This window comes from Algoriphagus formosus (assembly GCF_002807035.1).
Classification (GTDB): domain Bacteria; phylum Bacteroidota; class Bacteroidia; order Cytophagales; family Cyclobacteriaceae; genus Algoriphagus; species Algoriphagus formosus.
Map to the genome: position 1 here is coordinate 1915696 of NZ_NIUC01000002.1, position 25446 is coordinate 1941141.

Below are 25446 nucleotides of genomic sequence, written 5' to 3' on the forward strand. Positions count from 1 at the left end.
CAATGATTTTAAAAAAGAAAGTTATCGGTCTGATTATTTTTCTCTTAGTTAGTCAGACCTATGTCTCTCAAGCTCAGTTATATCGAATCAGTTTGCTGACTTGTGATCCAGGGGATGAGCTCTACATGGCTTTTGGTCATAGCGCCATTCGTGTGCTGGATAATATCAAGGGTACAGACTATGTCTTCAACTACGGCACCTTCAATTTCAATACCCCCAATTTCTACGGGAAATTTGCAGGAGGTAGGCTAGATTACATGCTTAGCGTAAGTACCTATGCGGATTTTGTGGCGACCTATACCCGAGAGCAAAGATCCATTCGAGAGCAAGTGTTGGATTTAAGTCTGGAGCAGGAACAGTATATGGTGGAGTTTCTTCAGGTCAATTACCTTCCTGAGCGGCGCTACTATCGCTATGACTTCTTTTTTGACAATTGTGCCACGCGAATTCGGGATGCGATGGATATGGTATTAGGTGACAAATTGGTCTGGAATGATGAGGGTGCTGATAAATCCGAAAAGACCTTCCGAAACCTGATTGATGAATATGTTTTGAATATGCCTTGGGCGGACTTGGGGATAGATTTGGCTCTGGGGGCAGTGATTGACCGGGATGCTACGGCGCAGGAGGAGCAATTTTTACCCGACTATATGGAAAAAGCCTTTGCGAGAGCCACTATCGTTGGGGATGGTCCGACTAGACCACTTGTGAAGGAGAATCATGTCATTTTGGATTTCCCTAAGCAAAATGCCGCAATGCCAAGCCTGAATCCCTACTGGCTTTTTTGGCTGGTGGCAGTTGTGTTTACAGTGATTACCTATGTCGGTTTCAAGCGAAAGCGCTTGTTTATCGGCTTTGATGTAGCCCTATTTTCGATCCTGGGAATCTTGGGGATAGTCATCTTTTTGCTGTGGTTTGCCACAGAGCATTCAGCTACTCAGTGGAACTGGAATATCCTTTGGGCTTTTCCTGGGCATGTGATACTAGCTTTTGCCTTGCTTCGCAAAAAGCTAAAACCTTGGGTGCGTCATTACCTGCTTGCAGCTTTGATTTTGGCTGATGCGGCTGTGGTTTTCTGGATTTTGGGATTTCAATCCTTTCACCCAAGCCTTATTCCAATTTTACTTGTAGTGATTCTTCGCACGAATTATCTGTACTACAATGTCGATAAGTATAAAGCTATTTCTGCTTAATTAAGATTTGCCCAAACTATTGTAGCCCCAAAAGGTGTTTGTAGAAAAGTATGGAATTTAAAATCACATCAGACTATCAACCTACTGGAGACCAGCCAAAGGCAATCAAAGAATTGACGAATGGGGTCAATCAGGGTGATGAAGCACAGGTGCTCTTGGGAGTGACAGGTTCGGGAAAGACTTTCACGATAGCCAATGTCATTCAGGAGGTTCAAAAACCCACCCTGATTTTGAGTCATAACAAGACCCTTGCAGCTCAACTTTATGGGGAATTCAAGCAGTTTTTTCCAGAAAATGCAGTCGAATATTTCATTTCATACTATGACTACTATCAGCCTGAGGCCTTTATTCCCAGCTCAGGTACTTACATAGAAAAGGATCTTTCGATCAATGAAGAGATCGAAAAATTGCGACTTAGTGCAACCTCTTCTTTGCTGACCGGGCGTAGAGATGTGATTGTGGTGGCTTCAGTTTCCTGTATCTATGGTATCGGAAATCCGGAGGAATTTGGGAAAAGTGTGATACGGCTCCAAGAAGGAGATCGAATTCCAAGAAATCAGCTTTTATTCAAGTTGGTGGACATTTTGTATTCCCGAACTCAGCATGAATTGACACATGGTACTTTCCGAGTCAAAGGTGATACGGTTGATATTTTTGTTGCTTATGCGGATTGGGGCTATCGGATTTTCTTTTGGGGGGATGAGATTGAGGCAATTCAGCGGATCGACCCGGCTAGCGGTAAGAAGCTGAACGATGAAAAGATCATTTCCATTTTCCCGGCAAATCTTTTCGTAACAGGACGTGATACAATTGACAAAGCCATTCATGAAATACAGGATGATATGGTCGCTCAGGTTAATTTCTTCGAAAAGGAGGGGAAATTTATTGAAGCTAAGCGTTTGCAGGAGCGGACTGAGTTCGATTTGGAAATGATCCGTGAATTGGGCTATTGCTCAGGTGTGGAGAACTATTCCCGCTACTTTGATCGCAGGCAGCCCGGAATGAGACCTTTCTGTCTTTTAGATTATTTTCCGGATGATTACCTGCTCGTGATTGATGAATCGCATGTCACGGTGCCGCAGGTTCGGGCCATGTGGGGAGGAGACCGGTCTCGTAAAGTCAATTTGGTGGATTTTGGTTTTCGCTTGCCTTCAGCTTTGGACAACCGTCCTCTGAAATTCGATGAATTCGAAAACCTAACCAATCAGGTCATTTATGTTTCAGCTACCCCAGCGGATTATGAACTTGCGAAAACCGAAGGGGTGGTCGTGGAGCAGATTATCCGTCCAACAGGTCTGCTAGATCCTACCATTGAAGTTCGCCCCAGCCAAAATCAAATCGATGATCTGCTTGAGGAAATTGATCAGACGATCAAGCAAGATGCGAGGGTATTGGTCACTACCTTGACCAAACGGATGGCCGAGGAACTGCAAAAGTACCTAGAACGTGCCGGGGTGAAATCCCGCTACATACACTCCGAGGTGAAAACCCTTGATCGGGTGGAGATACTTCGGGAATTACGTTTGGGAATCTTTGATGTTCTCGTCGGAGTGAATTTGCTTCGGGAAGGACTTGACTTGCCTGAAGTGGCGCTTGTTGCCATTTTGGATGCAGACAAGGAGGGTTTCCTTCGAAATGAGCGAAGTTTGGTACAGACGATAGGCCGGGCGGCACGTAACTCAGAAGGCCGGGTGATCATGTATGCAGATCATATCACGGATTCCATGCAGATGGCCATTGATGAGACCAAAAGGAGAAGATCACTGCAGATGGCCTACAATGAAGAGCATGGCATTACGCCAAAAACTGTCATCAAGTCCAGAGATAAGATCATGGGTCAAACCAAGGTGGCTGACTCGAAGAAAAATGCCAAAGTTTACGCCGAACCTATGCCAGGTGAGACTGCTATCGCAGCTGATCCGGTAGTACAATATCTCGGAAAAGAGAAACTGGAAAAACTAATTGCTCAGACACAAAAGCAGATGGAAAAAGCAGCCAAGGAATTGAACTTTATGGAAGCTGCCCGTCTCCGTGATGAGTGGATGGCACTCAAAAATAGACTTGCTCAGCTGGAGCAAGGACCCAATAAATAAAAATACATCATGACACTTCAAGAGGTCAAAAGACTTGCTGCTCAGGGCGAGGGGCTTCGACTGGAATTTAAAAAGAAGGTCGCTTTTCCGGAAAAAATTGTCCGGGAGCTTATTGCCCTTGCCAATACCGAAGGCGGTAAATTGCTTTTGGGTGTCGATGATGATGGGACAGTAAGTGGACAGCGTTTTATCGAAGAGGAAGTGTTTGTGTTAAAGCGGGCTATTCAAGATTATATTCTCCCCAGCATTGATTATGAAGTGGATATGATCAAAATCAACGAAAAGAAGGGGGTGGCTATTTTTGATATACCAAAAAGTAATGGTACTGCTCACTACTTAATGGATGGAAACCGGAAGAAAGCCTACATCCGGGTGGAAGATAGAAGCGTGCAGGCTAGTCGGGAAGTCTGGGAAATCCTCAAACGTCGACATCATCAGCGAGATATCATTTTTACTTACGGCCCAAAGGAAGAAAAGCTGATGCGAATTTTGGGAGAAAATGGAAAAGTAACCCTTCGCGAGTACATCAGAGAGGCGAAGCTTCCTAAATTTCTAGCCAGTAAAACCTTGGTGAGATTGGTTTTGGCAAATGTCTTGGAAATCCACCCGGAAGAGTCTGAGGACTATTTTACTTTGAAAGAGTAGGGAGCTTGATTCCTGTCTGAAAAGTAAAACCTTCATTTCCCTGCAAGCCACCCGAGTGGATGGCTAAAATTTTTGATCCTCTCGGGAAATAATCCTTTTCAATTAAGTCCCAAATACCTGAAAGCATCTTTCCGGTGTAAATTGGATCAAGGATAATCCCGAATGTCTCGTAAAACCACCAAATAAAATCGATTAGGGATTGTCTGTATTTGGCATAGCCGCCAAAATGGTAGTCCGTGAATATTTGATTTTGATTGCTAAGGTCAACATCAAACATCTTACTCAAATCAGCCACTTCTTTGTGAATGAATTCGCCCTTCAAAGCGGAAAAACCCAAAATGGTTTGTTCAAGGCTAGCTGATTGAATCAAACCCAAGAATGTGCCTGCAGTACCAATAGAAGTACCGATATGAGTAAAGCTTTCATCCTCTGCCGAAAGTATCTCACGGGTGCCTCGTATAGCTTCTGCATTGGTTCCACCTTCTGGAATTAGATAGAATTCCCCAAATTTTTCCTTCAGTTGCTGGATGAAATCTGCATCCTTTTTTTTACGAAAATCTTCTCGGTTCACGTAGTGAAGCTGCATCCCTTTTTCTGTAGCGGCTTTCAGGGTAGGGTTTAGCGGCAAAGTTTCTTCACCTCGAATGATACCAATAGATTTCATGCCTAAAGCAAATGCCGCTTGGGATACTGCATGAATATGATTGGAATAAGCACCGCCAAAGGTCAAGAGTGTATGATGGTCTTCGGCTTGAGCTTTTAATAGGTTGTATTTTAACTTGAAAAATTTATTTCCCGGTACCAATTCATGGATCAAGTCCAAGCGTTTAATGGATAATTCGAGCCCTTTTTCTTCCAAAAGAGGATGGTCTAGAGGCTGATTAACAATGGGGTTGGGGCTAAGCATGCTTGAATTTTGGGAAAGTTAAGGGAGTTCCGTGTATTTTTACAGGATGAATCAGCAACCCGAAGAGGAATTTGAGGACGAGGAAGTAGCAGCCCTTTACGAACATTACCATATCAAGGTAGACAAAGGACAGTCTCCGATCCGTATTGACAAATTCCTCACCGAGAAAGTGGCTTTTGCAACGCGTAATAAAGTGCAGCAGGCCATAGACAATAGCTTCGTGCTTGTCAATGGCCAATCTACCAAAGCAAATTACAAGATTAAGCCACTTGATGAGATCCGAGTCATGTTTCCACAAGAACCACGGGATACCGAGGTAATTCCTGAAAACATTCCCTTGGATATCGTCTACGAAGATAAGGATTTGCTGGTAGTCAATAAACCTGCCGGAATGGTAGTTCATCCAGCACATGGCAACTGGACGGGTACATTGGTGAATGGGCTGGTTTATCATTTTCAGCAACTTCCCGAGATGAAGGGGAATGTGGGCCGACCCGGATTGGTACATCGAATCGATAAGGATACCTCTGGCCTTCTGGTGATCGCCAAGAAAGAAGAGGCGATGACGCATCTTGCGGCGCAGTTTTATCACCATACAATTGAGCGAAAATACATAGCCTTGGTCTGGGGCGAGATGGAGGAGAAGTCCGGGACCATCACCGGCCATGTAGGGCGAAGTGCCAAAGACCGGAAAATAATGGATGTCTTTCCTGATGGAAGCCAAGGAAAGCATGCAGTAACCCATTGGGAAGTGATCAATAATCTACGCTATGTCAGCTTGATTTCCTGTCAGCTAGAGACTGGTAGAACTCACCAAATACGTGCTCATATGAAATTTCTGGGACACCCCTTATTCAGCGATGCAATGTATGGTGGGGATAAAATCCGGAAAGGGACGCAGTTTTCAAAGTATAAGTCTTTTGTAGAGAATTGCTTTCAAATCATGCCAAGACAAGCCCTTCATGCCAAGTCCTTAGGCTTCAAGCATCCCCGTACTGGAGAAAACATGTATTTCGAAGCGCCACTTCCGGAAGATTTTTCGGATGTATTAGCTAAGTGGGAGCATTATGTACAATATGAATAGGCTATTGATTTTTTAAAAATCTGATTTTTCTTAGTAATCCCTCTTATTAAAACCTCCTGTATCTGGATGATAATTAGGGAGTTGATAATTCAAATTCGGAAGATATGAGCGGATACCCTACTTCCGTAAAAAAATATTCATTGAAAATAAGTCAAAAATAAGACTGGAATCAGTTTCAATTTTAACGAATCGATATATTTAAAACGATTTCATTAAATAAAATGTAAATTTTTGATAAAATTTTTAGATTATTTTCAAAAAAGAATCCTTTTGCTGTATATTTGAAACAGTCAAACGGCTAAAAGTTCTAGTATCATACTGTAGGATGTTGAAATTGGCAGACAAGCCCTCCTGTCTCGGGGGTGGAGATGAAAGGATAAAGCATTTATCGAGCTCGTGAATGCCTAACTTCTCCGTGGAGGTTCGAATCCTTCTCCTACAGCAGGTTATTTTGGGTTTATTGTTAATTGATTAAAACCATGAAATTGTTTTTCATGGTTTTTTTTTGCCCCTAGGTTTCAGTTTTCTTAGTTGAATTGAAGATTTGTTAATGAAGCTTTGATTTTTAGATATTCTATTTTTGAAACAATATCAAAAACAGCTATAAATTAAAAATAATGTAAAAAATTAGAAAATTTTTTGCAAAAAGGGTAATAAAAGGATCATTTTATTAATTTTGAATCATCAAGAGTTAGAAATTGAAATATCGCAAAACGATGCGATCTATACTTGAAAAGCGGCGCGTAAGCAATGGAGACAGACGACTTTTTCGACTGTAAGTTATTCGCCGCTTCTTTTCTGAATTAAATTACCAAAGGTCACCAAGATATAATCCTGTAGGATGTTGAAATTGGCAGACAAGCCCTCCTGTCTCGGGGGTGGAGATAAGGGAAAAAGCATGGCTCAAACCGGACTATCGCCTAACTGCTCCGTGGAGGTTCGAATCCTTCTCCTACAGCAAAAAGCAGCAAGAAATTGCTGCTTTTTTATTTTTTAGAGCGGATTTAGTTATTTTTCACAAAATACCTCAGCATGATCAAAGGAATACGAGACAAACTCAGCCATCATCCTCGGCGTAAGCGGGTTTTGCGGTTTTTGATCTATTTGCTGCTCAGTCTTCTCTTTTTGGAGTTCTTTTTTTATTTCGGTTCCAATCTACTTTTTCTTAATTGGGCGCGGACAAAAGTTAATGAAGCAACAGGGGGAGTCTATCAGGTAGAGTTTAATCGTTTGAATTTTTCACTGTTTCGACGTGGAGTATTCCTAAATGGGATCGTCCTTCGTCCAGATCCAAACGCAGCTGCCAATGAAAATCAGGTTTTGTTTGATTTTCAATTGGATGAATTGGGAATTCGTAATCTCTGGTTTGATTGGGATGAAAAAATCCTGGAAGTAGGAAATATCCGTCTTGAGAATCCGAATCTTTCACTACAACTTCCTCCTGAGTTGGAAGAAAGCGATTCTCTGGACCAAGAAGAAGTGTCAGCAGTACGCCGACTTGAAAATGAAATCAAAAAGAGTATCGATAAGTTGATCTTTGGTGGGGTGATTATCGATGAAATCTTGATCGCCGATGCAGACTTGTTCTTTTTTAACTTTCTCAGTAAAAAATCCATCAATGCCAAGAATACCAGTCTCCATGTATTTGATGTGGATTGGAGCGAATCTGGGGAATGGGTTACCCCGTTCAATGCCAAAGGTTTTGAGTTTGAACTGGAGCAAGTGGAGTTTTCACTGCCGGATAAGGTTCATACCATTTTTGCCGAAAAAGCCTTTGTTACCTCATTGGATAGCCGTATTTCGGTTGAGGAATTTTCCCTAAAACCTGATAAAACTATAGATGCGCCTGTCTATTATGAGCTTTTCCTCGATGAATTGCGGATAGGAAATGTGGATTTAAACCGTGCTTTCAGACAATCTGAGCTGGAAATTGATGAGGTTATTTTAAATAAGCCCTCCGTCCAAGTGACCCGAAATGAAAACCTTAGAAAAAGTGTCCAAAGGAGTGGCGACCTGAATGAGTTGATCGAAGGATTACTTAAGTCTATTTATATCAAAGAACTATCTGTTCGCGAGGGTGATTTTTTGACTGGAGGACTTTTGGATAGTCTTCATAATCGGATAGAGGCTGGAAAAGTGGAATTCAAAATGATTCAATTCTACTTGGGTGAGGATCAGGATAGAAGACAGAATCAATTTTTTTATGGGAAAGATGCCGCCATGGAGTTGGGGGAATTTGTCCTGTACCTATCGGATGATTATCACCTAATTCGAGGCGAAAAAGTAATGGCTAGTTCCTTTTTGGACCGAATCGAGGTGTCAGGATTTGAGCTAGTCGAAAGGCCGGAAATAAACCCTGACATAGTTCCCAATCAGCGGTTTGATATCAAGCTTGAGACTGTAGAGATGGAGGCGGCTGAATTGAAAAAGCTCTACAACGAGGGGATATTGGATGTAGAGCGAATTGCCTTACAAGCACCTGAAGTGGAAATCACAGATCTGCGAAAGGCTAGCTCAGATGAAGTCAAAAAAGTGAGGAGGAATATCTGGGAAGGGTATTTATCAGAGGCAAATATTGGGTATTTTGACTTGATTGATGGTCGTGTCCAATTCAAGAATGCAACAGGCTTACGATCGGATGATGTAGCCTTTGAACGTATCAGTTTGAGCCTTGAGGATGTCAAAGTGTCACTGGATTCTGTGCTTGAAATTCAAGATGCCCTGCTAGCTGAAGAAGTGGTTTTAAGTTTGGATAAGTATCGACTCAAGCTTCGGGATAATCTTCACGTTTTTGAAGCTGGTGAGGTGCTTATCGATTCAAAGCGCGATTTGATTGAGTTGAGAGATTTTACTTTAAGACCTGAAAATCCTGAGAATATCTCGGATGTTTTGGATACCTACGGTAAAAGTGTGGCATTGAATTTCAAGGTTCCCAGCTTTCAGGTTAGAGGAGTCGATATCAGGGCAGCCCTGCTGGAAGAGAGATTGGATATTAGAGAGATTTTTGTCCTTGGCCCCGAGTTTGACTATAGAAAATATCGAAAAACATCTGAATCTTCCCGAGGGGACGGACCAAGTTCCGTGGATGATTTTCAGGGACTTCTTTCTTCTTATTTTCGTTCAGTTTCTATTGATTCGGTCCGATTTGAAGAAGGAAAGCTTGACTTTTTTGATTTCTCTGGAAGAAGGGAAATCAGCTTTGCAGAGGAGGATCTTTCCCTTTATTTAAAGAATTTTTACTTCGAAGAGGGAATGGTAAACGATACCTCCAAAACCTTCTTTTCGGATGAAATTATTCTTGATTTGGCAGATTATTCTTTCAGTCTAGCCCAAGGTGATTATGATGTGACGACTAATCACCTTCAGTTTGATACCAAGAAAAAGCGTCTTTCAATCGATACCCTGACACTCATTCCAGGTGAAAATCTTTCCAGTAAAATCGCCTTGTCCTTGCAGCTGCCGATGGTGGAGTTGGATGGGGTAGACCTAGAGGATTTTTTATTCAATGATCGACTTGAGCTCAATCGTCTTCGGGTGAATGGAAGCTCGATTAATTTGGAGGTTAATCCGGATTATATTCGCAATGCGGGCGAACAGGCAAGAAGAAACCAAGCGAGAAGCGAAAGAAGGGTGCTCAAGGAGGTAAGCATTGAGGAGGTAATTGCCACTAATTCTAATTTTAACCTGCTCTATCGCTACGGGCAAAGGGGGGAGCAATCCATCAATACTGATTTTGATCTGTCTATTCAGGATTTGAATTTAGGTGAAGAGGTGGACCTGAGGCGTGATGCTTCTCAGCTCTTCGGACAGTTGGCCATTTCTCTCAATGAGTTTCAATTCAATCTCCCGGATAGTATTCATCAACTGGTATTTTCCAATCTTTCTTTTGATAGTGAAAAAGATGAGACTGTTCTTTCTGGTATCACGATAGCTCCGATCGATCGCTTGAATAAAACGCCCTTTTTTCTGGAAGGTAGTATAGCCGAAATTGGGATTTCAAATAATGATTTGAGTCTGATTCAGGAAACCGGTGTATTTGATATTGAAAAGCTTCGTATCTCTCAACCTAAGCTAAGTGTCATTCGGGACAAAGAGGCTCCAAAGATCAAGAAAGAATCCAGGTCAAATGAAGCTGATTCAGCAGGTTTGATTCAGTCCATTCTCCTTCAGTCCATAGAAATACAAGAAGGACAAATAAAAATTGAAGACCTAAACACGGGAGCGATCAATGGACTAGGCTTCAATGAGGTCAATGCAGAAATCAATGCATTGAATTGGAATCTGACCCAAATGGGGGATGTAAAGATCCTTGAATCACTTTTAGACAGTAAATCTTTTCTTTCATTCGGGGATTATGAGATTTTCACCAAAGACAGTATGGAGTCTATTCGTGTGGGAAAAGTAGTTTTTGATGGGGAGAATTTTGAAATGGAGGAGGTTCGCTATGCGCCGACGATGGGGCGCTATGCCTATTTGAGAGAAAAAGGCTTCCAAACGGATGCGGTAGATTTAAATATTGACCGGCTTAGAATAGAAGGGATTGACTATTCTGCCTACTTTGTGGATGGGCAGATTAAAGCTAGGAAATTCAGAGGTGATGATTTTCGACTGGATATTTTCCGAGATAAGCGTCTCCCATTGCCAGAAAATGTCTACAAGCCCATGCCCCAGGTTTTGCTAAGTCAGGCACCTGTCTCGGTTCTTTTGGATACAGTGATTTTGGAGAACGGTCGGATCCGATACCAGGAATTTACGGAGGGTTCTCAACTTCCCGGTCAGATAGTCTTTGAAGATGTGGCTGCAGGAATCGCACCGGCAGCAACGAGTACTGAGGAGTCATCATACCCCTTGAAGGAACTGGATTTGATTGCAACTGCTAAGCTGATGGGGGAGGGGGAAATCAATCTCCAAAGCCGTCTGTTTTTCGAAGATCCCTATCCCATGGATGTAACGCTGCAGCTTGGGGCTATGCCCTTGGAAAAATTGAATGGGATATTGGCAAAAGCGGCATTTCTAAATACTCGGGAAGATGCCCGGGTGGTGATGGGAGATTGGAGTTTTCGGCTAGATGATGAGGAAGCTATCGGTAAAATGCGCTTTCATTATGAGGATTTGAAAATTGATTTTCTGGACTCACTGACTTTGGAAAAAGGAAAAGGCAAGCTGGCCTTAATGAGTTTTCTAGGGAATACCTTGATCAAAAATAACAACCCGCGGAAACTTTTTGGGAATACGGTTCTATCTGATATTTACTTCAAAAGAGACACGACAAAGTTTGTGTTCAGCACCTGGTGGAAAGCTACCCTAAGTGGCCTCAAGGGTTCGGTTGGACTAGGACAGCCGGCTATTCCTATCCGGAAAGAAGAGGAAGAGTAATGTCCTTTTGGAGGATCAAAATTCTTTGATAAAAAAAATCCCGTTTTGAACAGAATTGAATTCCTGCCCAAAACGGGATTTTGCAGATTAAAAGAAATGCTTTAGTCCAGCTTTCCTTCAGTGTCTTTGAAATCTCCGATAATTCTTGCACCGCTGTTGATTTGAACATCACCGTAGATAGTGATGACATTATCTTCACCGACAAACTCTAAGGTAGCTCCGCTATTTAGTCTTAAATCGCCGTAGATTACCGTGCTTCCTGTCAATCGAAGTGTTGAATTACTATTAACATTGATGCTGGTGTTTTTGCGATACTGGCCAAAGGCAAAGGATCCTACTACATGCATCAGTCCATTGCTGTTGACATTCAGGTTGTTCTCAATGGCCAAGGATCCACAGAATAGAAACTCCCCGCCAATGTTTACATTTTTCAATTGAGCGGAACCGCTGTAAGCTGCTTTTTCATTTCCGTTTACATTGAGATTGGAGTTTCCCCGATAAGGATCCAAACCTTCGCAGCTGACTCCTGAGCCTTCATCATCTTCATCGTCATCATCATCATCGTACTTTTTAATTTTTAGGATTTGAATACCTCCATTTCCTGTGGCCACGAAGATAAACTCATCCTCAAAACGGACGAAATTTGACGAACCGTCAAGATCCAAAACTCCATAAAGTTCTACGTCATCCTCATCATCTACATCGGCGATAGAGATTCCTGCAGCCCCGTTTGCCATGAATAGCAACTCATCGTCCACAGAAACAGCATTTGTCACAACATCACCCGGCTCTACATTCTCTGGGTTGATGGGAATAGCTACTAGGCTTTCTTCCTGACCATTTGACATTCGATAGATGCCGGCTCCATTTCTTCCTTTTGCGATGTATAGATACCCGTCTTCAATATCGATAGTTCGCTTAGCTTGGGCCTCATCAGACTCTGTGTTGATGCTACTTACTTCGCTCAGTGAGTTGGCATTAAGAACTACAGCTCCCGACGTCCCGTCCAAGATAGCAATGCGATTGTCTTCATGGGCTACACTTCTCAGGTCACCACTAGCACGCTCTTCAAGTTTGTCAAAGCTTCGGTCAAAAAGCGTCAAGGCTCCATCGCTACCACTGACAATAGCGGTGAACTGGCTACTGGCAGTGACATCAGTGGCCACAAATCCAGGAACTGAATAATATCTGAAATCAGAGGTGAATTGTCCATCAGATACACTTACTACTCCAAGATTGGCAGGGCCATCAACATCCATCTGATCGATATCCATTCCCATGGCTAGGAACAATAACCCATCTCGATATTCTACTGCGCTGACATCAGCATGTCTAAAAATCACCTGAGAGACAATCTTTGGTTTGTAGGCATCAGAAATATCGATGATTTCTACTGCGCCTAGAAATGTCGGACCGGCAGTATTGTAAGCCACGTATGCGTAATCATCATCAATATCTACATGAGTAGCCTGTAGTGTGTTGCCTTCATATTCTGGAGAGGAAGCCTGAGACACAAGTACCAGTGATATTTTTTCAGCATCATCATCATCCAGAACTCTCCCTGAAGGATTAGATGGAGAAGTGATTCCAATTACGCCTCCGCCCTCAAGGCTCAGTCGTTGACTCAACTCATCGGAATTGTTATTGATCAAAACAGTCGGATCTGCCGGGTTTTCAATCGAATCATTGCAGGCAAAAAACGTAGCTGTCATAAACGCTGTGAGTAGCAAAGCATTTATTTTACTGTTATGTTTTAATTTCATGTCTTGTAAAATGTTTTTTGTAATTATATAAATGAAATATAAAATTCAACTTTTTTATTATTGGTTATTAATTGTTTAAAATCGCTCGAATATAAATTATGTTTATTATATAATCCAAAAATTATTTTATATAAAGTTTCAAATATTTCGCTATCTATATATTTCATATCTACTATTTTGTTGTTTGTTGATAAATCAATGTTAATAAACTGCTTATATGGATAAATCAACATTTTTTTCGGGGTCCAGAATCTTAAATCTCTGCCTTCTGTATTAACACAGACGATTCTGCCCTAGATTTTCGGTCGGCCTAGAAATAAACTGAGGCGGGGATAAATTTCCATTGTATTTCACCGAGCGAAGTGAGGTATATCTCGCAAAGCGTATTTTTACAAAGTTCTGCTCGCTGACTACTGAGACTGCCTACTTATTCACCTGCCATCTTGTCACTTTTTTCCGATTGGAACGGGCATTGATAATCCCATTCTGTCAATATTGTATTCACTAAAACGATTTATACCATGCAGGAAAAAGGTACCATCTCGATTCATACCGAGAATATTTTCCCCATTATCAAAAAATTCCTCTATTCAGATCATGAGATTTTTCTTCGCGAATTGGTTTCCAATGCGGTAGATGCTACCCAAAAAATCAAACGCCTCGCGACATTAGGTCAGTACACTGGCGAATTGGGTGATATCACCGTGGAGGTTTCCTTCGACGAGAAAAAGAAAACCATCACCATCTCTGACAAAGGTCTGGGGATGACTGCCGAGGAGATCAAAAAGTACATCAATCAGATTGCCTTTTCTGGCGCTACTGAATTTGTGGAGAAGTTCAAGGACGCCAAAGATGCCAATGAGATCATCGGTAAGTTTGGTTTGGGCTTCTACTCGGCCTTTATGGTTGCTAAAAATGTAGAGATTCACACACTTTCTTTTCAGGAGGGGGCAGAGCCGGCCATTTGGACTTGTGACGGTACGACCGAATTTGAGATCAAAAAAGGTAATCGCAAGACCCGCGGTACGGACATCATTCTTCACATCAATGAAGATTCTGAGGAGTTCCTAGACAAGTGGAAGCTGCAGGGTATATTGGATAAATACTGCAAATTCCTGCCTGTACCGATCAAGTTTGGCACCAAAAGCGAATCCGTAGAGGATGGCGTAGATGACAAGGGCGAGAAAAAATATAAGTCTGTCGAAGTGGACAATATCATCAATACCACTTCCCCTATTTGGACCAAGTCGCCCAGTGATTTGAAAGATGAGGATTACCTGAATTTCTACAAGGAGCTCTATCCAATGTCTGAGGATCCGCTTTTCTGGATTCACCTGAATGTAGACTATCCATTCAATCTGACTGGTGTATTGTATTTCCCGAAGGTCAAGAATGAGTTTGAATTGCAACGAAACAAGATCAAACTTTTCAGCCGTCAGGTATTTATTACCGACGAGGTAAAGGACATTGTGCCCGAGTTTCTGATGTTGCTTCACGGGGTAATTGATTCTCCGGATATTCCATTGAACGTATCACGAAGCTTTTTGCAGGCGGATGGAAATGTGAAAAAGATCAATAACTACATCACGAAAAAGGTAGCGGACAAGCTTTCTGAATTGTACAAAAAAGACCGCAAAGCCTACGAGGCCAAGTGGAATGACATCGGCCTTTTTGTGAAGTACGGCATGATCTCTGAAGATAAATTCTACGAAAAAGGGAAAGAGTTTACGCTCCTAAAAAATACTAAGGACGAATACTTCACCTTAGATGAATACACAGAGAAAGTAAAAGCTATTCAGACGAACAAAGACGATCAGACCATTTTCTTGTATGCCACGGATGTAGATAAGCAGGATGGCTTTATCGCTTCGGCCAATAAGAAGGATTACGATGTGTTAGTCTTGGATTCGCCGATCGATAGTCACTTTATCCAGCATATCGAAACCAAGCTTGACAAAACCCAACTGAAGCGTGTGGATGCCGATGTGGTAGAGAAGCTGATCCAAAAAGAAGATTCCTATGCCAACTTGCTCACCGAAGATCAAAGCAAGCAGGTGAAGGAACTCTTCGAAAAAGCGATCGATAACAAGTCCTATTCGGTAGAGATCGAAGGCTTGAGTCCCGAGGAAATGCCCGTGACCATCACCATGGAGGAGTGGATGCGCCGTATGAAAGACATGGCGCAGACCGGTGGCGGACCGATGAGTTTCTACGGAAGCCTGCCTGACAGCTACAAAGTCGCCATCAACGGCAACCATCCTGTGGTAGACAAAATCCTCAAATCAGACGACGAAGAAGCCCAACTTAAGCTTGCCAAGCAGGCCTTTGACTTGGCGATGCTGTCTCAGGGCTTGCTGACCGGCAAGGATCTGACTGCCTTTGTGAAGCGAAGTGTGGAGATGATTTAGTTAGAGATCTTTGAGGTCTCAAAGACCTCGAAGTTATTTTATGATTTTCCCTATATTAAAAGCATCGGGGGTTTCAAACCCCCAAAGGTTAATCCCAATCCCCGTCGATACGCCGGGGATTTTTGCTTTAATGCTGTTCGTCTCTAATTTTTCCAGTTTAATACCTAAAAACAATCCACTTATCAACCAATTGATTTTCAAAAGTTGAAAATTGAAATATTCCGTGAACTAAAATTATTGTATTTGATTCTCAACTAGTTATGGATTCTTGAAAAAAATTTATTCGTTTCTTCTTGACAAAAAGATGGGGGGACACTATATTTAGTTCAAGTTAATCGCGCGGCGAACTTTTTAAAAGAAATTTTCAAATCAAAAAAAGACTATGAAAAACTTATTTTACGCATGTGGGTTCATTTTAATTCTTTGCACCTATGCAGTTAATCCTTCCTCTGCCCAGTATATTGACGACAAAGGTGAATGGAAATTTAAAGAAGCGGTTGTATTAAACGGTGCAATATATGCCGTGGAGAAGTGCGAAAAAACACTATTTGGAACTTGTACCATAGGTACGTACCAATCCGTCCCTGCACCTATAATAGCTCCATAATTAGAAATTAATTTTAAACAAATATCACCTGTCCTTAAGGGCAGGTGTTTTTATATGAAGACATTATTTCTATTCCTGCTTTGTCTTTTAGCTGGATGCCAAGGCAAAAAGACAACCAATTATAAAATAGTATTGAAAAACCAGTTTACTACTTCAATTCCTGTTGAATTTTCCACCCAATTTTCTACCACCTTTAAGTGGGGAAATATGGCCTTTATTACAAATGTTTCCAATAAAATATTAGTATTAGATGAATTAAACTTCTCAAGTGATTCTATCATTGAATTTCCAGACTATGAGGCCAATGATATAGGGACAATTTCATTAAATCAATTTAAAAATTCGATTATAGGGCATTCTGAGAAAAGGAATGGATTTATTGAATTTGCAGATGGAAAGGCAACATACTATCCACTTAACCTTTCAGATTATTTTATAGTTGATAATCGGAAATCAAGCGGTCATTTTATTTCCCCTTCTAAAATGATTATTTCTCTAACAAAAGGAGACCTCTCCTATTTTCCAAAGGAAATGATAGATGAAAAGTTAACCACTTTTGGAGTTTATGATTATAGTCAAATGAAAGTCACTGATTTTTTCGGGTCCTATCCCAAAGAAATCCTGGAAGCCAAGGGAAATTATCCGAAGGAGTTTCAAATTCCGTTTAACCTGATTTATGGGGATAAATTAATTGTTGGATATCCATTGAGTGATGATTTGATTTCATATAGCCTCGATGATTTTAATGATTTTGAATCAAAAAAAGTCGAAAGTAATATTTTTAAATTGCCTGCGCCTTTTTCTGATCGTGAAGATCGTTATGAGGTTTTTAAATTGTTTTATTATTCCAACAAATATGGGCCAATTTCATATCACGAGGATTTAGATATTTTTTCTAGAATAGTAATCCATGAATTATCGGTTAACTCGAAGGATGCTTGCGATAGGAAATATTCTGTAATTTTATTTGATAAAAACCTTGAAAAGATTGAAGAAATTGAAGTAAGTGATATTTACAATTCGGATTGGTCGTTTGCACTCCCAACACCTACTGGATTTTTGTTGTCCGGAATATGTGAAAATTACCTTGGAGAAGATTATTTTATTTATAATGCTTATGTTGATTTAATTAAAATATGAGTTTTAAACTAATATTCCTCTTAACCATTCTTTTTTTTGAACGATTTTTTCTCCAATCAATTCAAGAGGATACCGAAAATTTTAAATTTGACATTAATGGTAACCTTGAATTAGTTTCTGTTATTACCACATCACATTCCAATCCCGCAAGAGTTCCTCTTGAAATTGCCATTCGACTAAAATCCAATGGATTAGTAATTGATGAAATGATTTTTGATTATTCTATTTCATCTATTTGGAGAATTAATCAATCAGAGTTTTTTATTTTATTAGGACCTGAAAATCTTGTCAAAGTAAAAGTTGTTAATAAAAAAATTTTCAAACTGACTGAAAACTTAATCTCTCCATTTGATAAGCCTTCCTTTGGTACAAATATTCATAAAAACCTCGTTTTCAAAATAGACGATTTAATGCTTTTCTACGAATCTTATGATCGACAATCTTATAAGCTTACTCTGAGAGGCACTAATAAGAGCAAAGAGATTTTAGTCGGGATGAAATATCCAGGATTCGTGGATCCTCAACATTTTATTTATCCTCCTCATAGAACGATTTTATTAAGAAATGGAAATATCTACATTTTGGATGAAGTAAAATTGATTGTCCATATTGTAGGAATGAATTTAGTTAGCTTTAAAGAAGTAAAACTTCCAGAGGGACATGAATACCAATGGGATATATTTAGTTTTAATTTATCTCTTCTAAGACGCGATTTAAATGGTAGTATTAAAAAAATAGCTTTAAGTAATTTCTTACAATAATTAATATTTCAAAAATTTTTAACTGTTTAGATTTGCCGTCTTATCACCACCACCATACTAGTCTATTTCAAGAATTGGTTTATTTTTGTTTATGCTTTCCAAAAAGACCAAGTACGCCCTTCATGCTCTCACCTATCTCGGCAAGCATCGGGATGAAAAAACAGTATTGATTCATGATATTGCCGAGGAGCATGGGATTTCTCATAAGTTTCTCGAAAATATCCTGCTCGAACTCCGAAAAGCAGGCTACCTCGGCAGCAAAAAGGGCAAAGGCGGAGGCTACTACCTGATCAAAGAACCCAAAGACATCCCGCTTTCTCGCGTGATTCGGCTCCTCGATGGCCCTATCGCCTTGCTTCCCTGTGTCAGCCTCAACTACTACGAACCTTGCTCCGAATGCAAGGATGAGGCCACTTGCGGCATCAATAAGGTCATGATTCAGGTTCGTGACGAGACACTTAAAATTCTGGAAAACAAGACCTTAGAAGATATTTTAAAAACTTAACAAAAATTTTTCCCTATAAAGTCTATAAAAAAGATAGGGTTTATATACTTTTGCTTTCATAATTCGTGAAAGACGCATGATTCTAGACCAACCACTCAAAAAGGTATTCGAGACTAAGCCCGGAAAAGACAGCAATCTGAAGAGCTTGCTAAAGTCCGTTTCCTGGCGAATCGTCGGAACTTTGGACACCATCATCATTTCATTCATCATTACCGGTCAGTTGACTATGGCTCTATCCATCGGATCGGTAGAGGTGATCTCGAAGATTTTACTTTACTATCTCCATGAGCGGGTATGGGAGACAGCCACCAAAACCAAAACAGCAGATGCAGAAAAAGAATATGCAAGATCTTGAACGCCGCTTGAACCAATTAAGCGCTGGAGAAGGCTTGGCGCTGATCGCGGATCTCTTTCCGGAGAAGGTGGTTTTCTCCACTTCACTCGGCCAAGAGGATCAGGTGATCACGCAATTGATCGCTTCACAAAATCTCCCTATTCAGATCTTTTCCCTGGATACGGGTAGGTTGTTTCCGGAGACTTTGGAGCTTTTGGCTCGAACCGAAAGTAAGTATAAGACACGCATCAAGGTCTTTTATCCAGAAACTACCTCTGTGGAAAGGCTTGTCTCTGATATGGGAATCAACGGATTTTATGAATCGGTCGAAAATCGCAAATCCTGCTGCTATGTGCGAAAAGTGGAGCCTTTGAAAAGAGCTTTGGCAGGAAATGAAGTTTGGGTAACTGGCCTTCGGGCCGAGCAAAGTCCCAATCGCCATGCTATGAAACGTATTGAATGGGACGAAGTCAATCAGATCTTAAAGTATAATCCTTTATTGGATTGGTCTTTTGACGAGATGATAGCCTATATCGACAAATACAAGATCCCTTATAATCCACTTCATAATAAAGGATTTATCAGTATAGGTTGCGCTCCTTGTACTCGAGCGATTCTTCCTGGAGAAGATGCCCGCGCCGGAAGATGGTGGTGGGAGGACTCGAAGAAGGAGTGTGGACTTCATGTGAAATAAGACACAAGACCTCGTGTTGACGTCACTGCGAGGAGGCACGACGAAGCAGTCTCTTAGATTAAAAAGTGAAAATTGAGATTGCTTCTCCCGATTCTCGGGATCGCAATGACGGATGACCGATGAGCTTTCGACATTCGGTGTTCATCATTCGAAATTCGATATTGAATCAAGATGCCGAAATGTTGAAAAAAATAATGAACACCGAACGCTAAATATCTAACATCGAAGGTTTCAAAAATCGTAAATCCTATGTCAAACCTATTCATACCTAACCCCAAAGAAGCAGAATCGATCCATATCCTGAGGGAAGTGGCGGCGCAGTTTGAGCGACCAGTATTGCTTTTTTCAGGTGGTAAAGATTCCATCACTTTGGTGAGATTGGCTCAAAAAGCCTTTTACCCTGCCAAAATCCCTTTTCCACTCTTACATGTGGACACCGGGCACAATTTCCCCGAGACGATTGAGTTTCGTGATCAGTTGGTTGCCGAGCTTGGCCTGGAACTGATTGTGCGCAAGGTACAGGACTCCATCGATCAGGGGAAAGTAAGTGAAGAAAAAGGACGCTATGCCAGCCGAAATAGCCTTCAGACTACCACGCTTTTGGATGCGATCGAGGAATTTAAATTTGACGCTTGTATCGGTGGGGCAAGAAGAGATGAGGAAAAAGCACGAGCAAAGGAGCGGGTATTTTCCGTGCGGGATGATTTTGGACAATGGGATGAAAAAAACCAGCGTCCTGAGCTTTTCGATATGCTCAATGGGAAAATTCAAGTAGGTCAAAACGTCCGTGTCTTTCCGATTTCCAACTGGACTGAACTGGACGTTTGGGAATATATTCGAACTGAAAATATCGCAATCCCCAGTATTTACTTTGCCCATAAGCGGGAGGTGTTTTTCCGTGATGGCTTGATCTGGACTGCTAATGAACATGTGTACCGAGAGGCTCATGAAAAAGTCATCGAGAAGTGGGTTCGATTCAGAACCGTAGGGGACATGACTTGTACCGCAGCTGTGCTTTCAGAAGCTACTTCCCTTGATGATGTGGTTGCTGAAATTCGGGAATCCACTATCTCCGAGCGGGGAGCAAGAATCGACGACAAGCGATCAGAAGCCGCGATGGAGACCAGGAAGAAAGTTGGGTATTTTTAATAGGCAGAAGATTCTAGATGCAAGAAGCAAGACATGATTTGAAAAGATAGCTGCGCAGATAAAAAAGATATAGCTAAAGCTGAGATATATAAAATATTCAAAATATCTCCTCAATATCTCGCAAAGCATATCTTAAAAAAGATAGCTATGCAGATAAAAAGAGATACCGCTAAAACAGAGATAGATGGAGGAATTATCTTCTAAGTATCTCGCGAAGCGTATCTTTTTAGGGGATTATTCGAATTTCTGCATCATTGAAAAATAAAGGTGAATAAAGCTTACTCTAGGAAACTTAATAAAATGGACATACAAAACCGAAAACTAATCAAAATCGCTACCGCAGGCTCGGTGGATGATGGTAAAAGCACCCTGATTGGGCGATTGCTGTACGATACGGATTCGCTAACTACAGACAAGATCGAAGCGATTGAGCGAAATAGTAAGCAACGTGGCTACGATTACCTGGACTTTTCCCTAGCCACAGATGGATTGGTGGCTGAGCGGGAACAGGGGATCACCATTGATGTAGCGCACATTTATTTTAACACTGCCAAAACCAACTTCATCGTAGCGGATACTCCGGGTCATGTGGAATATACCCGAAACATGGTCACAGGTGCCTCCACTTCTCAAGTCGCCATCATCCTGATCGATGCCAGAAAAGGGGTCATCGAGCAGACCTATCGGCATTTTTTCATCGCCAATCTCCTCCGCATGAGTCATGTGGTGGTGGCTATCAATAAAATGGACTTAGTGGATTACAGCGAAGATGTATTTTTGAAAATCAAGGCTGATTTTGGTGCCTTGGTGGAGAAAAGCAATTTCTCCGAAGAGCAGATAACCTTTATTCCAGTTTCAGCCCTGAAAGGGGAAAATATCGCTCGGCAGTCAAAGGAAATGCCTTGGTATGTTGGAAATACGCTCTTGGATCATTTGGAAGTATTAGAACCTGAAGATTTGCAGGAGAGCACTACCGCGAGATTTCCAGTGCAATACGTAGTTCGGCCAAAGACCGAAGCCTTCCATGATTTTAGAGGCTTTTCGGGAAAATTGTATGGAAACTTTCTGAAGGTTGGAGACCGTGTCAGTGTGCTTCCCTCAGGCAATGAAACCACAGTTAAAAGCATTCATTTCTTTGATCAAAAGTTGGATTCTGCCGCACCGGGATCTTCTATTGTCATTACACTCGAAGATGAGGTGGATTGCAGCAGGGGAGATATGATTGTAAAAGTTGGCGAGGAACCACGGAGTGAAAAATTTATATCAGCTACGCTTTGTCAAGTTAATGCTAAAAATCTCCGAGTGGGCCAAAAGTACATTTTGCAGCATGGAGTGAATCGGGTTTTGGCTAAGGTTGACCGTATTGAAGCGAAAGTTCATGCAGACTTTTCAGGGGCTGAAGAAAGCGATCAATTGAAGCTCAATGATATTGGTAAGGTTCAGCTTAGACTAAGTAAGCCTGTTCACTTCGATTCTTACCATAGCAATAAGTCCAACGGAGCCTTTATCCTGATAGATGAAGGAAGTTTTGATACAGTCTCGGTGGGATTTATTGAGTAAAAGCTAGAGGCTAGACACCAGAAGCAAGACATAAGACTTTGATACCTACCTGCGGTAGGCAGGTTCAACATTCGGTGTTCAACATTCGATATCCGGAATTGATCAATACCGTGAGTGGGGACACTCACGGAGGCAGTCAACCTCAAACAAAGAACTTCGAACTAACCACAGCCATGACCCTGTCTTGGCTTTTTCTAAAAACCTAAATCCTATAAAACCGATAGGGTTTAAAAATATTGTAACATGCACAGCTTTCGAACCGAACTGGAAAACCCTCTAGTAGAACGGGACATCGTCGAATTGGAGCGCAAAATTGCCCTTTTCCGGGAAGGGAAAATCGATGAGGAGAAATTCCGAAGCCTTCGTCTAGCACGGGGTGTCTATGGGCAGCGTCAGCAAGGGGTGCAGATGGTTCGCATCAAACTTCCTTATGGAAGAGCTACCTCCGCTCAGTTGCGTAGAATTTGCAAGGTTTCGGAAGAGTATTCCACGGGTAGGCTACACATCACCACAAGACAAGATATTCAGATTCACTACGTGAGCTTGGATCGCACTCCGCAGCTTTGGGCGGAGTTGGAGAAGGATGATGTCACGCTTCGGGAGGCTTGTGGCAATACAGTTCGCAATGTCACAGCTTCGGAAACTGCAGGTATCGATCCGAAAGAACCCTTTGATGTGACTCCATACGCCGATGGCACCTTCCGGTATTTCCTGAGAAATCCGATTTGCCAGGAAATGGGGCGGAAATTCAAAATGGCGTTTTCTTCCTCCGATGAAGACACCGGTTTGGCTTACATGCATGACCTGGGCTTTATCCCAAAAGTAAAGGAAGTCGATGGAAAGCAAGTTCGTGGCTTCAAAGTTCTACTGGGCGGAGGTTTGGGTTCCCAGCCGAGACATGGAGATCTGATCACAGAGTTTTTGGAGACGGATCAATTGATTCCCTTTATCGAAGCGGTATTGCGGATTTTTGATAGGCACGGAGAAAGGGCAAGAAGAAATAAGGCTCGGATGAAGTTTTTGGTGAAGGAAATTGGAATTGAAGCCTTTTTGGACTTGGTGGAAAAGGAGAGAAAAGCACTTCCATTCCACTCTTTTCCTCTCCAATTCGAAGATCAGGAATCGCCTTCCCTTCCCAATCCTACAAGAGTTGAAGTCAATCCCGCCGAATTAGGTTTAGACTTTGAGCTTTGGAAGCTGACCAATGTACTCCCGCAAAAGCAGGATGGCTTCGTTTCGATTGGTGTTCGGGTACCTTTGGGGGATTTTTACCTAGATCAGGCTAGACCTTTGGCTGATTTGGTGGAAAAGTATGCCGCGGGAGAAGTTCGCTTTACACTTCGTCAAAACATTCTTATTCGGGATGTGCGAGCCGATTTGGTTCCTTTCTTTTATCAAGAATTGAAAAAAATCAATCTGGCTCAACGTGGATACAATTCTCTGGGCGATATCACCGCCTGCCCTGGCACCGATACCTGTAATTTGGGAATTGCCAGCTCGACAGGAATTGCGAAAGAGCTGGAAAAAGTCATCGAGCAGGAGTATCCTCAGTATCTAAGCAACCGGGATTTGGTGATCAAAATCTCAGGTTGCATGAATGCTTGCGGACAGCACAACATGGCTCATATCGGTTTTCAGGGCATGTCTATGAAGGTAGGTAAAACCATAATTCCTGCCCTTCAAGTGCTCTTGGGCGGGGGAAATCTCGGAGATGGCAATGGTAGATTTGCCGATAAAGTCACCAAAATTCCGAGCCGTCGAGGCCCTCAGGCTTTGCGGGTTTTGCTGGAGGATTTTGAGAGAAATGCCGAAGGGAAAGACTTCCTCAGCTATTACGATCAACAAGGCCAAATGTACTTCTACGACTTGCTGAAGGAACTCAGCGATGCCTCCACAGTGACTGAATCCGACTCGGTGGATTGGGGACATCAGGAAGCTTACGAGGTGGCAGTTGGAGTCGGTGAATGTGCGGGTGTGGTGATTGATTTGGTGGCGACTTTGCTTTTGGAAGCTTTGGAAAAGCTGGATTTAGGTCAGGAAGCACTCGAGCAGGGTCGCTGGTCAGATAGCATTTACCACCACTATGCTGGGCTGATCAATGCGGCCAAGGCACTTTTGCTCAGTGAAGACATCAGCACGAATAGCTATGCGAATATCATCAGCTTGTTTGACAAGAAGTTTGTCGAAACCGGCAAAATCCAACTGGAAGGGACCTTTGCGGAAAAAGTCTATCAGATCAATCAGCAGGAACCAAGCGAAGAATTCGCCAAGGCTTACGGCAAGCAAGCGATGGAAATCTACGGATTGCTGAAAACCTATCGGGAAGAGGAGGTAGAGGCATGAGAACAATCATCCATCCAAAAGTAACCCTGGTCGGTGCCGGTCCCGGAGATCCGGAACTGATGACTTTGAAAGGAATTTTGGCCTTGAATACTGCCGATGTGGTCTTGTATGATGCTCTGATTGACCCGGTATTGTTGAAGCATGCACCAGCTACGGCTTTGAAGATTTTCGTAGGAAAGAGAGTCGGAAAGCACAGCACTCCACAGGAAGACACGAATCAACTCTGTGTGGAAATGGCAAAAAAGCATGGGCATGTGGTCCGACTAAAAGGCGGTGATCCCTTCGTCTTTGGTCGGGGTGGGGAAGAAATCGAGTATATCGAGGCATTTGGAATTCCAACTGCTGTGGTTCCCGGGATCACTTCAGCCATTGCCGTGCCAGCGAGTGCGGGAATTCCGGTAACCAAAAGAGGCATATCTGAGAGTTTCTGGGTGGTTACAGGTACCACGACAGCGGGGGAACTATCCTGTGATTTGGCACTTGCTGCTCAGTCAACCGCTACTGTGGTGATCCTCATGGGAACAAAAAAACTGGCTGACATATCAGAAACCTATCGAAAGGCAGGAAAAGCCAAGCTCCCAGTAGCTATCATTCAAAGTGGAACCACACGAGAAGAAAAAATTACCGCAGGTTTCATTCATGATATCGAGCAAAAAGCATTGGAAAACCAAGTCGAAGCTCCGGCAGTAATCATTGTAGGTGAGGTAGTGCGGGAAAGTATTCGATTGGCGGAGGTGTATCGGGAGTTTGTGAAAATGGAAATACGGTAGAAACACACTTTGCGAAATACCATGGAAATATACCTCGCGTTGCTCGGTGAAATAGGCTCCCTTCGGTCGCGAAATAGGCCTATTACGAAATATCACTTCGGTTATGCTGCTTCT

Annotated in this window: 18 protein-coding genes; 16 read left to right on the forward strand and 2 right to left on the reverse strand. The window is 42.1% G+C overall.

Going from position 1 to position 25446, the window contains the following annotated elements:
* Nucleotides 1-2 precede the first annotated feature (2 nt).
* From CDH51_RS14535 to CDH51_RS14545, 3 genes are read left to right on the forward strand one after another with little or no spacing between them, the layout of a single operon-like run.
* A complete protein-coding gene (locus CDH51_RS14535; protein ID WP_100629215.1) occupies nucleotides 3-1193 on the forward strand; it encodes a lipoprotein N-acyltransferase Lnb domain-containing protein in 1191 nt (396 codons plus the stop codon).
* 50 nt (nucleotides 1194-1243) lie between these two features.
* The gene (gene uvrB, locus CDH51_RS14540) at nucleotides 1244-3286 is read left to right on the forward strand and encodes an excinuclease ABC subunit UvrB (RefSeq protein ID WP_100629216.1); all 2043 of its coding nucleotides are present in this window, start codon (nucleotides 1244-1246) and stop codon (nucleotides 3284-3286) included.
* 9 nt (nucleotides 3287-3295) lie between these two features.
* The gene (locus tag CDH51_RS14545; protein ID WP_100629217.1) at nucleotides 3296-3931 is read left to right on the forward strand and encodes an AlbA family DNA-binding domain-containing protein; all 636 of its coding nucleotides are present in this window, start codon (nucleotides 3296-3298) and stop codon (nucleotides 3929-3931) included.
* On the opposite strand, the gene CDH51_RS14550 is transcribed toward CDH51_RS14545, so the two are convergent.
* Nucleotides 3915-4838: a 1-aminocyclopropane-1-carboxylate deaminase/D-cysteine desulfhydrase gene (locus CDH51_RS14550; RefSeq protein WP_100629218.1), complete on the reverse strand. Its 924-nt coding sequence runs from the start codon at nucleotides 4836-4838 to the stop codon at nucleotides 3915-3917. The two genes, CDH51_RS14545 and CDH51_RS14550, sit on opposite strands and share 17 nt — an antisense overlap.
* 46 nt (nucleotides 4839-4884) lie before the next feature.
* On the opposite strand from CDH51_RS14550, the gene CDH51_RS14555 reads away from it, so the two are divergent.
* Both CDH51_RS14555 and CDH51_RS14560 read left to right on the forward strand, forming a co-directional pair.
* Nucleotides 4885-5922, forward strand: a complete 1038-nt coding sequence (locus tag CDH51_RS14555; protein WP_100629219.1) for an RluA family pseudouridine synthase — start codon at nucleotides 4885-4887, stop codon at nucleotides 5920-5922.
* 1032 nt (nucleotides 5923-6954) lie between these two features.
* A complete protein-coding gene (locus CDH51_RS14560) occupies nucleotides 6955-11298 on the forward strand; it encodes an AsmA family protein (RefSeq protein WP_100629220.1) in 4344 nt (1447 codons plus the stop codon).
* A 101-nt stretch (nucleotides 11299-11399) separates the two neighbouring features.
* Here CDH51_RS14560 and CDH51_RS14565 read toward each other — a convergent pair whose 3' ends face one another.
* A complete protein-coding gene (locus tag CDH51_RS14565; protein ID WP_232724820.1) occupies nucleotides 11400-13061 on the reverse strand; it encodes a hypothetical protein in 1662 nt (553 codons plus the stop codon).
* A gap of 521 nt (nucleotides 13062-13582) precedes the next feature.
* On the opposite strand from CDH51_RS14565, the gene htpG reads away from it, so the two are divergent.
* The 11 genes from htpG to cobA all read left to right on the forward strand — a co-directional run bounded on the left by htpG (nucleotide 13583) and on the right by cobA (nucleotide 25332).
* On the forward strand, nucleotides 13583-15469 hold the full coding sequence (gene htpG / locus CDH51_RS14575) for a molecular chaperone HtpG (RefSeq protein ID WP_100629223.1): 1887 nt from the start codon (nucleotides 13583-13585) through the stop codon (nucleotides 15467-15469).
* A gap of 382 nt (nucleotides 15470-15851) precedes the next feature.
* Nucleotides 15852-16076 carry a hypothetical protein gene (locus CDH51_RS14580; RefSeq protein ID WP_100629224.1) on the forward strand — a complete coding sequence of 75 codons (225 nt, stop codon included), beginning with the start codon at nucleotides 15852-15854 and terminating at the stop codon, nucleotides 16074-16076.
* A gap of 54 nt (nucleotides 16077-16130) precedes the next feature.
* On the forward strand, nucleotides 16131-17216 hold the full coding sequence (locus tag CDH51_RS14585) for a hypothetical protein (protein ID WP_100629225.1): 1086 nt from the start codon (nucleotides 16131-16133) through the stop codon (nucleotides 17214-17216).
* Nucleotides 17213-17977 carry a hypothetical protein gene (locus CDH51_RS14590; protein ID WP_100629226.1) on the forward strand — a complete coding sequence of 255 codons (765 nt, stop codon included), beginning with the start codon at nucleotides 17213-17215 and terminating at the stop codon, nucleotides 17975-17977. Before CDH51_RS14585 ends, CDH51_RS14590 begins: the two co-directional genes overlap by 4 nt.
* Before the next feature lie 91 nt (nucleotides 17978-18068).
* On the forward strand, nucleotides 18069-18482 hold the full coding sequence (locus CDH51_RS14595) for an RrF2 family transcriptional regulator (RefSeq protein WP_100629227.1): 414 nt from the start codon (nucleotides 18069-18071) through the stop codon (nucleotides 18480-18482).
* Nucleotides 18483-18558: 76 nt separating this feature from the next.
* A complete protein-coding gene (locus CDH51_RS14600; protein ID WP_024283596.1) occupies nucleotides 18559-18837 on the forward strand; it encodes a DUF2061 domain-containing protein in 279 nt (92 codons plus the stop codon).
* The gene (locus tag CDH51_RS14605; protein ID WP_100629228.1) at nucleotides 18809-19510 is read left to right on the forward strand and encodes a phosphoadenylyl-sulfate reductase; all 702 of its coding nucleotides are present in this window, start codon (nucleotides 18809-18811) and stop codon (nucleotides 19508-19510) included. The genes CDH51_RS14600 and CDH51_RS14605 overlap by 29 nt, the downstream gene beginning before the upstream one ends.
* A gap of 249 nt (nucleotides 19511-19759) precedes the next feature.
* Nucleotides 19760-20659: a sulfate adenylyltransferase subunit CysD gene (gene cysD, locus CDH51_RS14610; protein ID WP_100629229.1), complete on the forward strand. Its 900-nt coding sequence runs from the start codon at nucleotides 19760-19762 to the stop codon at nucleotides 20657-20659.
* A 300-nt stretch (nucleotides 20660-20959) separates the two neighbouring features.
* Nucleotides 20960-22219 carry a sulfate adenylyltransferase subunit 1 gene (locus CDH51_RS14615; RefSeq protein WP_100629460.1) on the forward strand — a complete coding sequence of 420 codons (1260 nt, stop codon included), beginning with the start codon at nucleotides 20960-20962 and terminating at the stop codon, nucleotides 22217-22219.
* Between the two features lie 243 nt (nucleotides 22220-22462).
* On the forward strand, nucleotides 22463-24562 hold the full coding sequence (locus CDH51_RS14620; protein WP_100629230.1) for a HEPN domain-containing protein: 2100 nt from the start codon (nucleotides 22463-22465) through the stop codon (nucleotides 24560-24562).
* Nucleotides 24559-25332 (forward strand): uroporphyrinogen-III C-methyltransferase, encoded by a 774-nt coding sequence (gene cobA, locus CDH51_RS14625; protein ID WP_100629231.1) that lies wholly within the window; start codon nucleotides 24559-24561, stop codon nucleotides 25330-25332. The genes CDH51_RS14620 and cobA overlap by 4 nt, the downstream gene beginning before the upstream one ends.
* The last annotated feature ends 114 nt before the right edge of the window (nucleotides 25333-25446 follow it).

Excerpts from the sequence above, each read along its gene's own strand:
- CDH51_RS14535 (WP_100629215.1), top strand. The coding sequence starts at position 3 with ATGATTTTAAAAAAGAAAGTTATCGGTCTGATTATTTTTCTCTTAGTT.
- uvrB (WP_100629216.1), top strand. The coding sequence starts at position 1,244 with ATGGAATTTAAAATCACATCAGACTATCAACCTACTGGAGACCAGCCA.
- CDH51_RS14545 (WP_100629217.1), top strand. The coding sequence starts at position 3,296 with ATGACACTTCAAGAGGTCAAAAGACTTGCTGCTCAGGGCGAGGGGCTT.
- CDH51_RS14550 (WP_100629218.1), bottom strand. The coding sequence starts at position 4,838 with ATGCTTAGCCCCAACCCCATTGTTAATCAGCCTCTAGACCATCCTCTT.
- CDH51_RS14555 (WP_100629219.1), top strand. The coding sequence starts at position 4,885 with ATGAATCAGCAACCCGAAGAGGAATTTGAGGACGAGGAAGTAGCAGCC.
- CDH51_RS14560 (WP_100629220.1), top strand. The coding sequence starts at position 6,955 with ATGATCAAAGGAATACGAGACAAACTCAGCCATCATCCTCGGCGTAAG.
- CDH51_RS14565 (WP_232724820.1), bottom strand. The coding sequence starts at position 13,061 with ATGAAATTAAAACATAACAGTAAAATAAATGCTTTGCTACTCACAGCG.
- htpG (WP_100629223.1), top strand. The coding sequence starts at position 13,583 with ATGCAGGAAAAAGGTACCATCTCGATTCATACCGAGAATATTTTCCCC.
- CDH51_RS14580 (WP_100629224.1), top strand. The coding sequence starts at position 15,852 with ATGAAAAACTTATTTTACGCATGTGGGTTCATTTTAATTCTTTGCACC.
- CDH51_RS14585 (WP_100629225.1), top strand. The coding sequence starts at position 16,131 with ATGAAGACATTATTTCTATTCCTGCTTTGTCTTTTAGCTGGATGCCAA.
- CDH51_RS14590 (WP_100629226.1), top strand. The coding sequence starts at position 17,213 with ATGAGTTTTAAACTAATATTCCTCTTAACCATTCTTTTTTTTGAACGA.
- CDH51_RS14595 (WP_100629227.1), top strand. The coding sequence starts at position 18,069 with ATGCTTTCCAAAAAGACCAAGTACGCCCTTCATGCTCTCACCTATCTC.
- CDH51_RS14600 (WP_024283596.1), top strand. The coding sequence starts at position 18,559 with ATGATTCTAGACCAACCACTCAAAAAGGTATTCGAGACTAAGCCCGGA.
- CDH51_RS14605 (WP_100629228.1), top strand. The coding sequence starts at position 18,809 with ATGCAGAAAAAGAATATGCAAGATCTTGAACGCCGCTTGAACCAATTA.
- cysD (WP_100629229.1), top strand. The coding sequence starts at position 19,760 with ATGTCAAACCTATTCATACCTAACCCCAAAGAAGCAGAATCGATCCAT.
- CDH51_RS14615 (WP_100629460.1), top strand. The coding sequence starts at position 20,960 with ATGGACATACAAAACCGAAAACTAATCAAAATCGCTACCGCAGGCTCG.
- CDH51_RS14620 (WP_100629230.1), top strand. The coding sequence starts at position 22,463 with ATGCACAGCTTTCGAACCGAACTGGAAAACCCTCTAGTAGAACGGGAC.
- cobA (WP_100629231.1), top strand. The coding sequence starts at position 24,559 with ATGAGAACAATCATCCATCCAAAAGTAACCCTGGTCGGTGCCGGTCCC.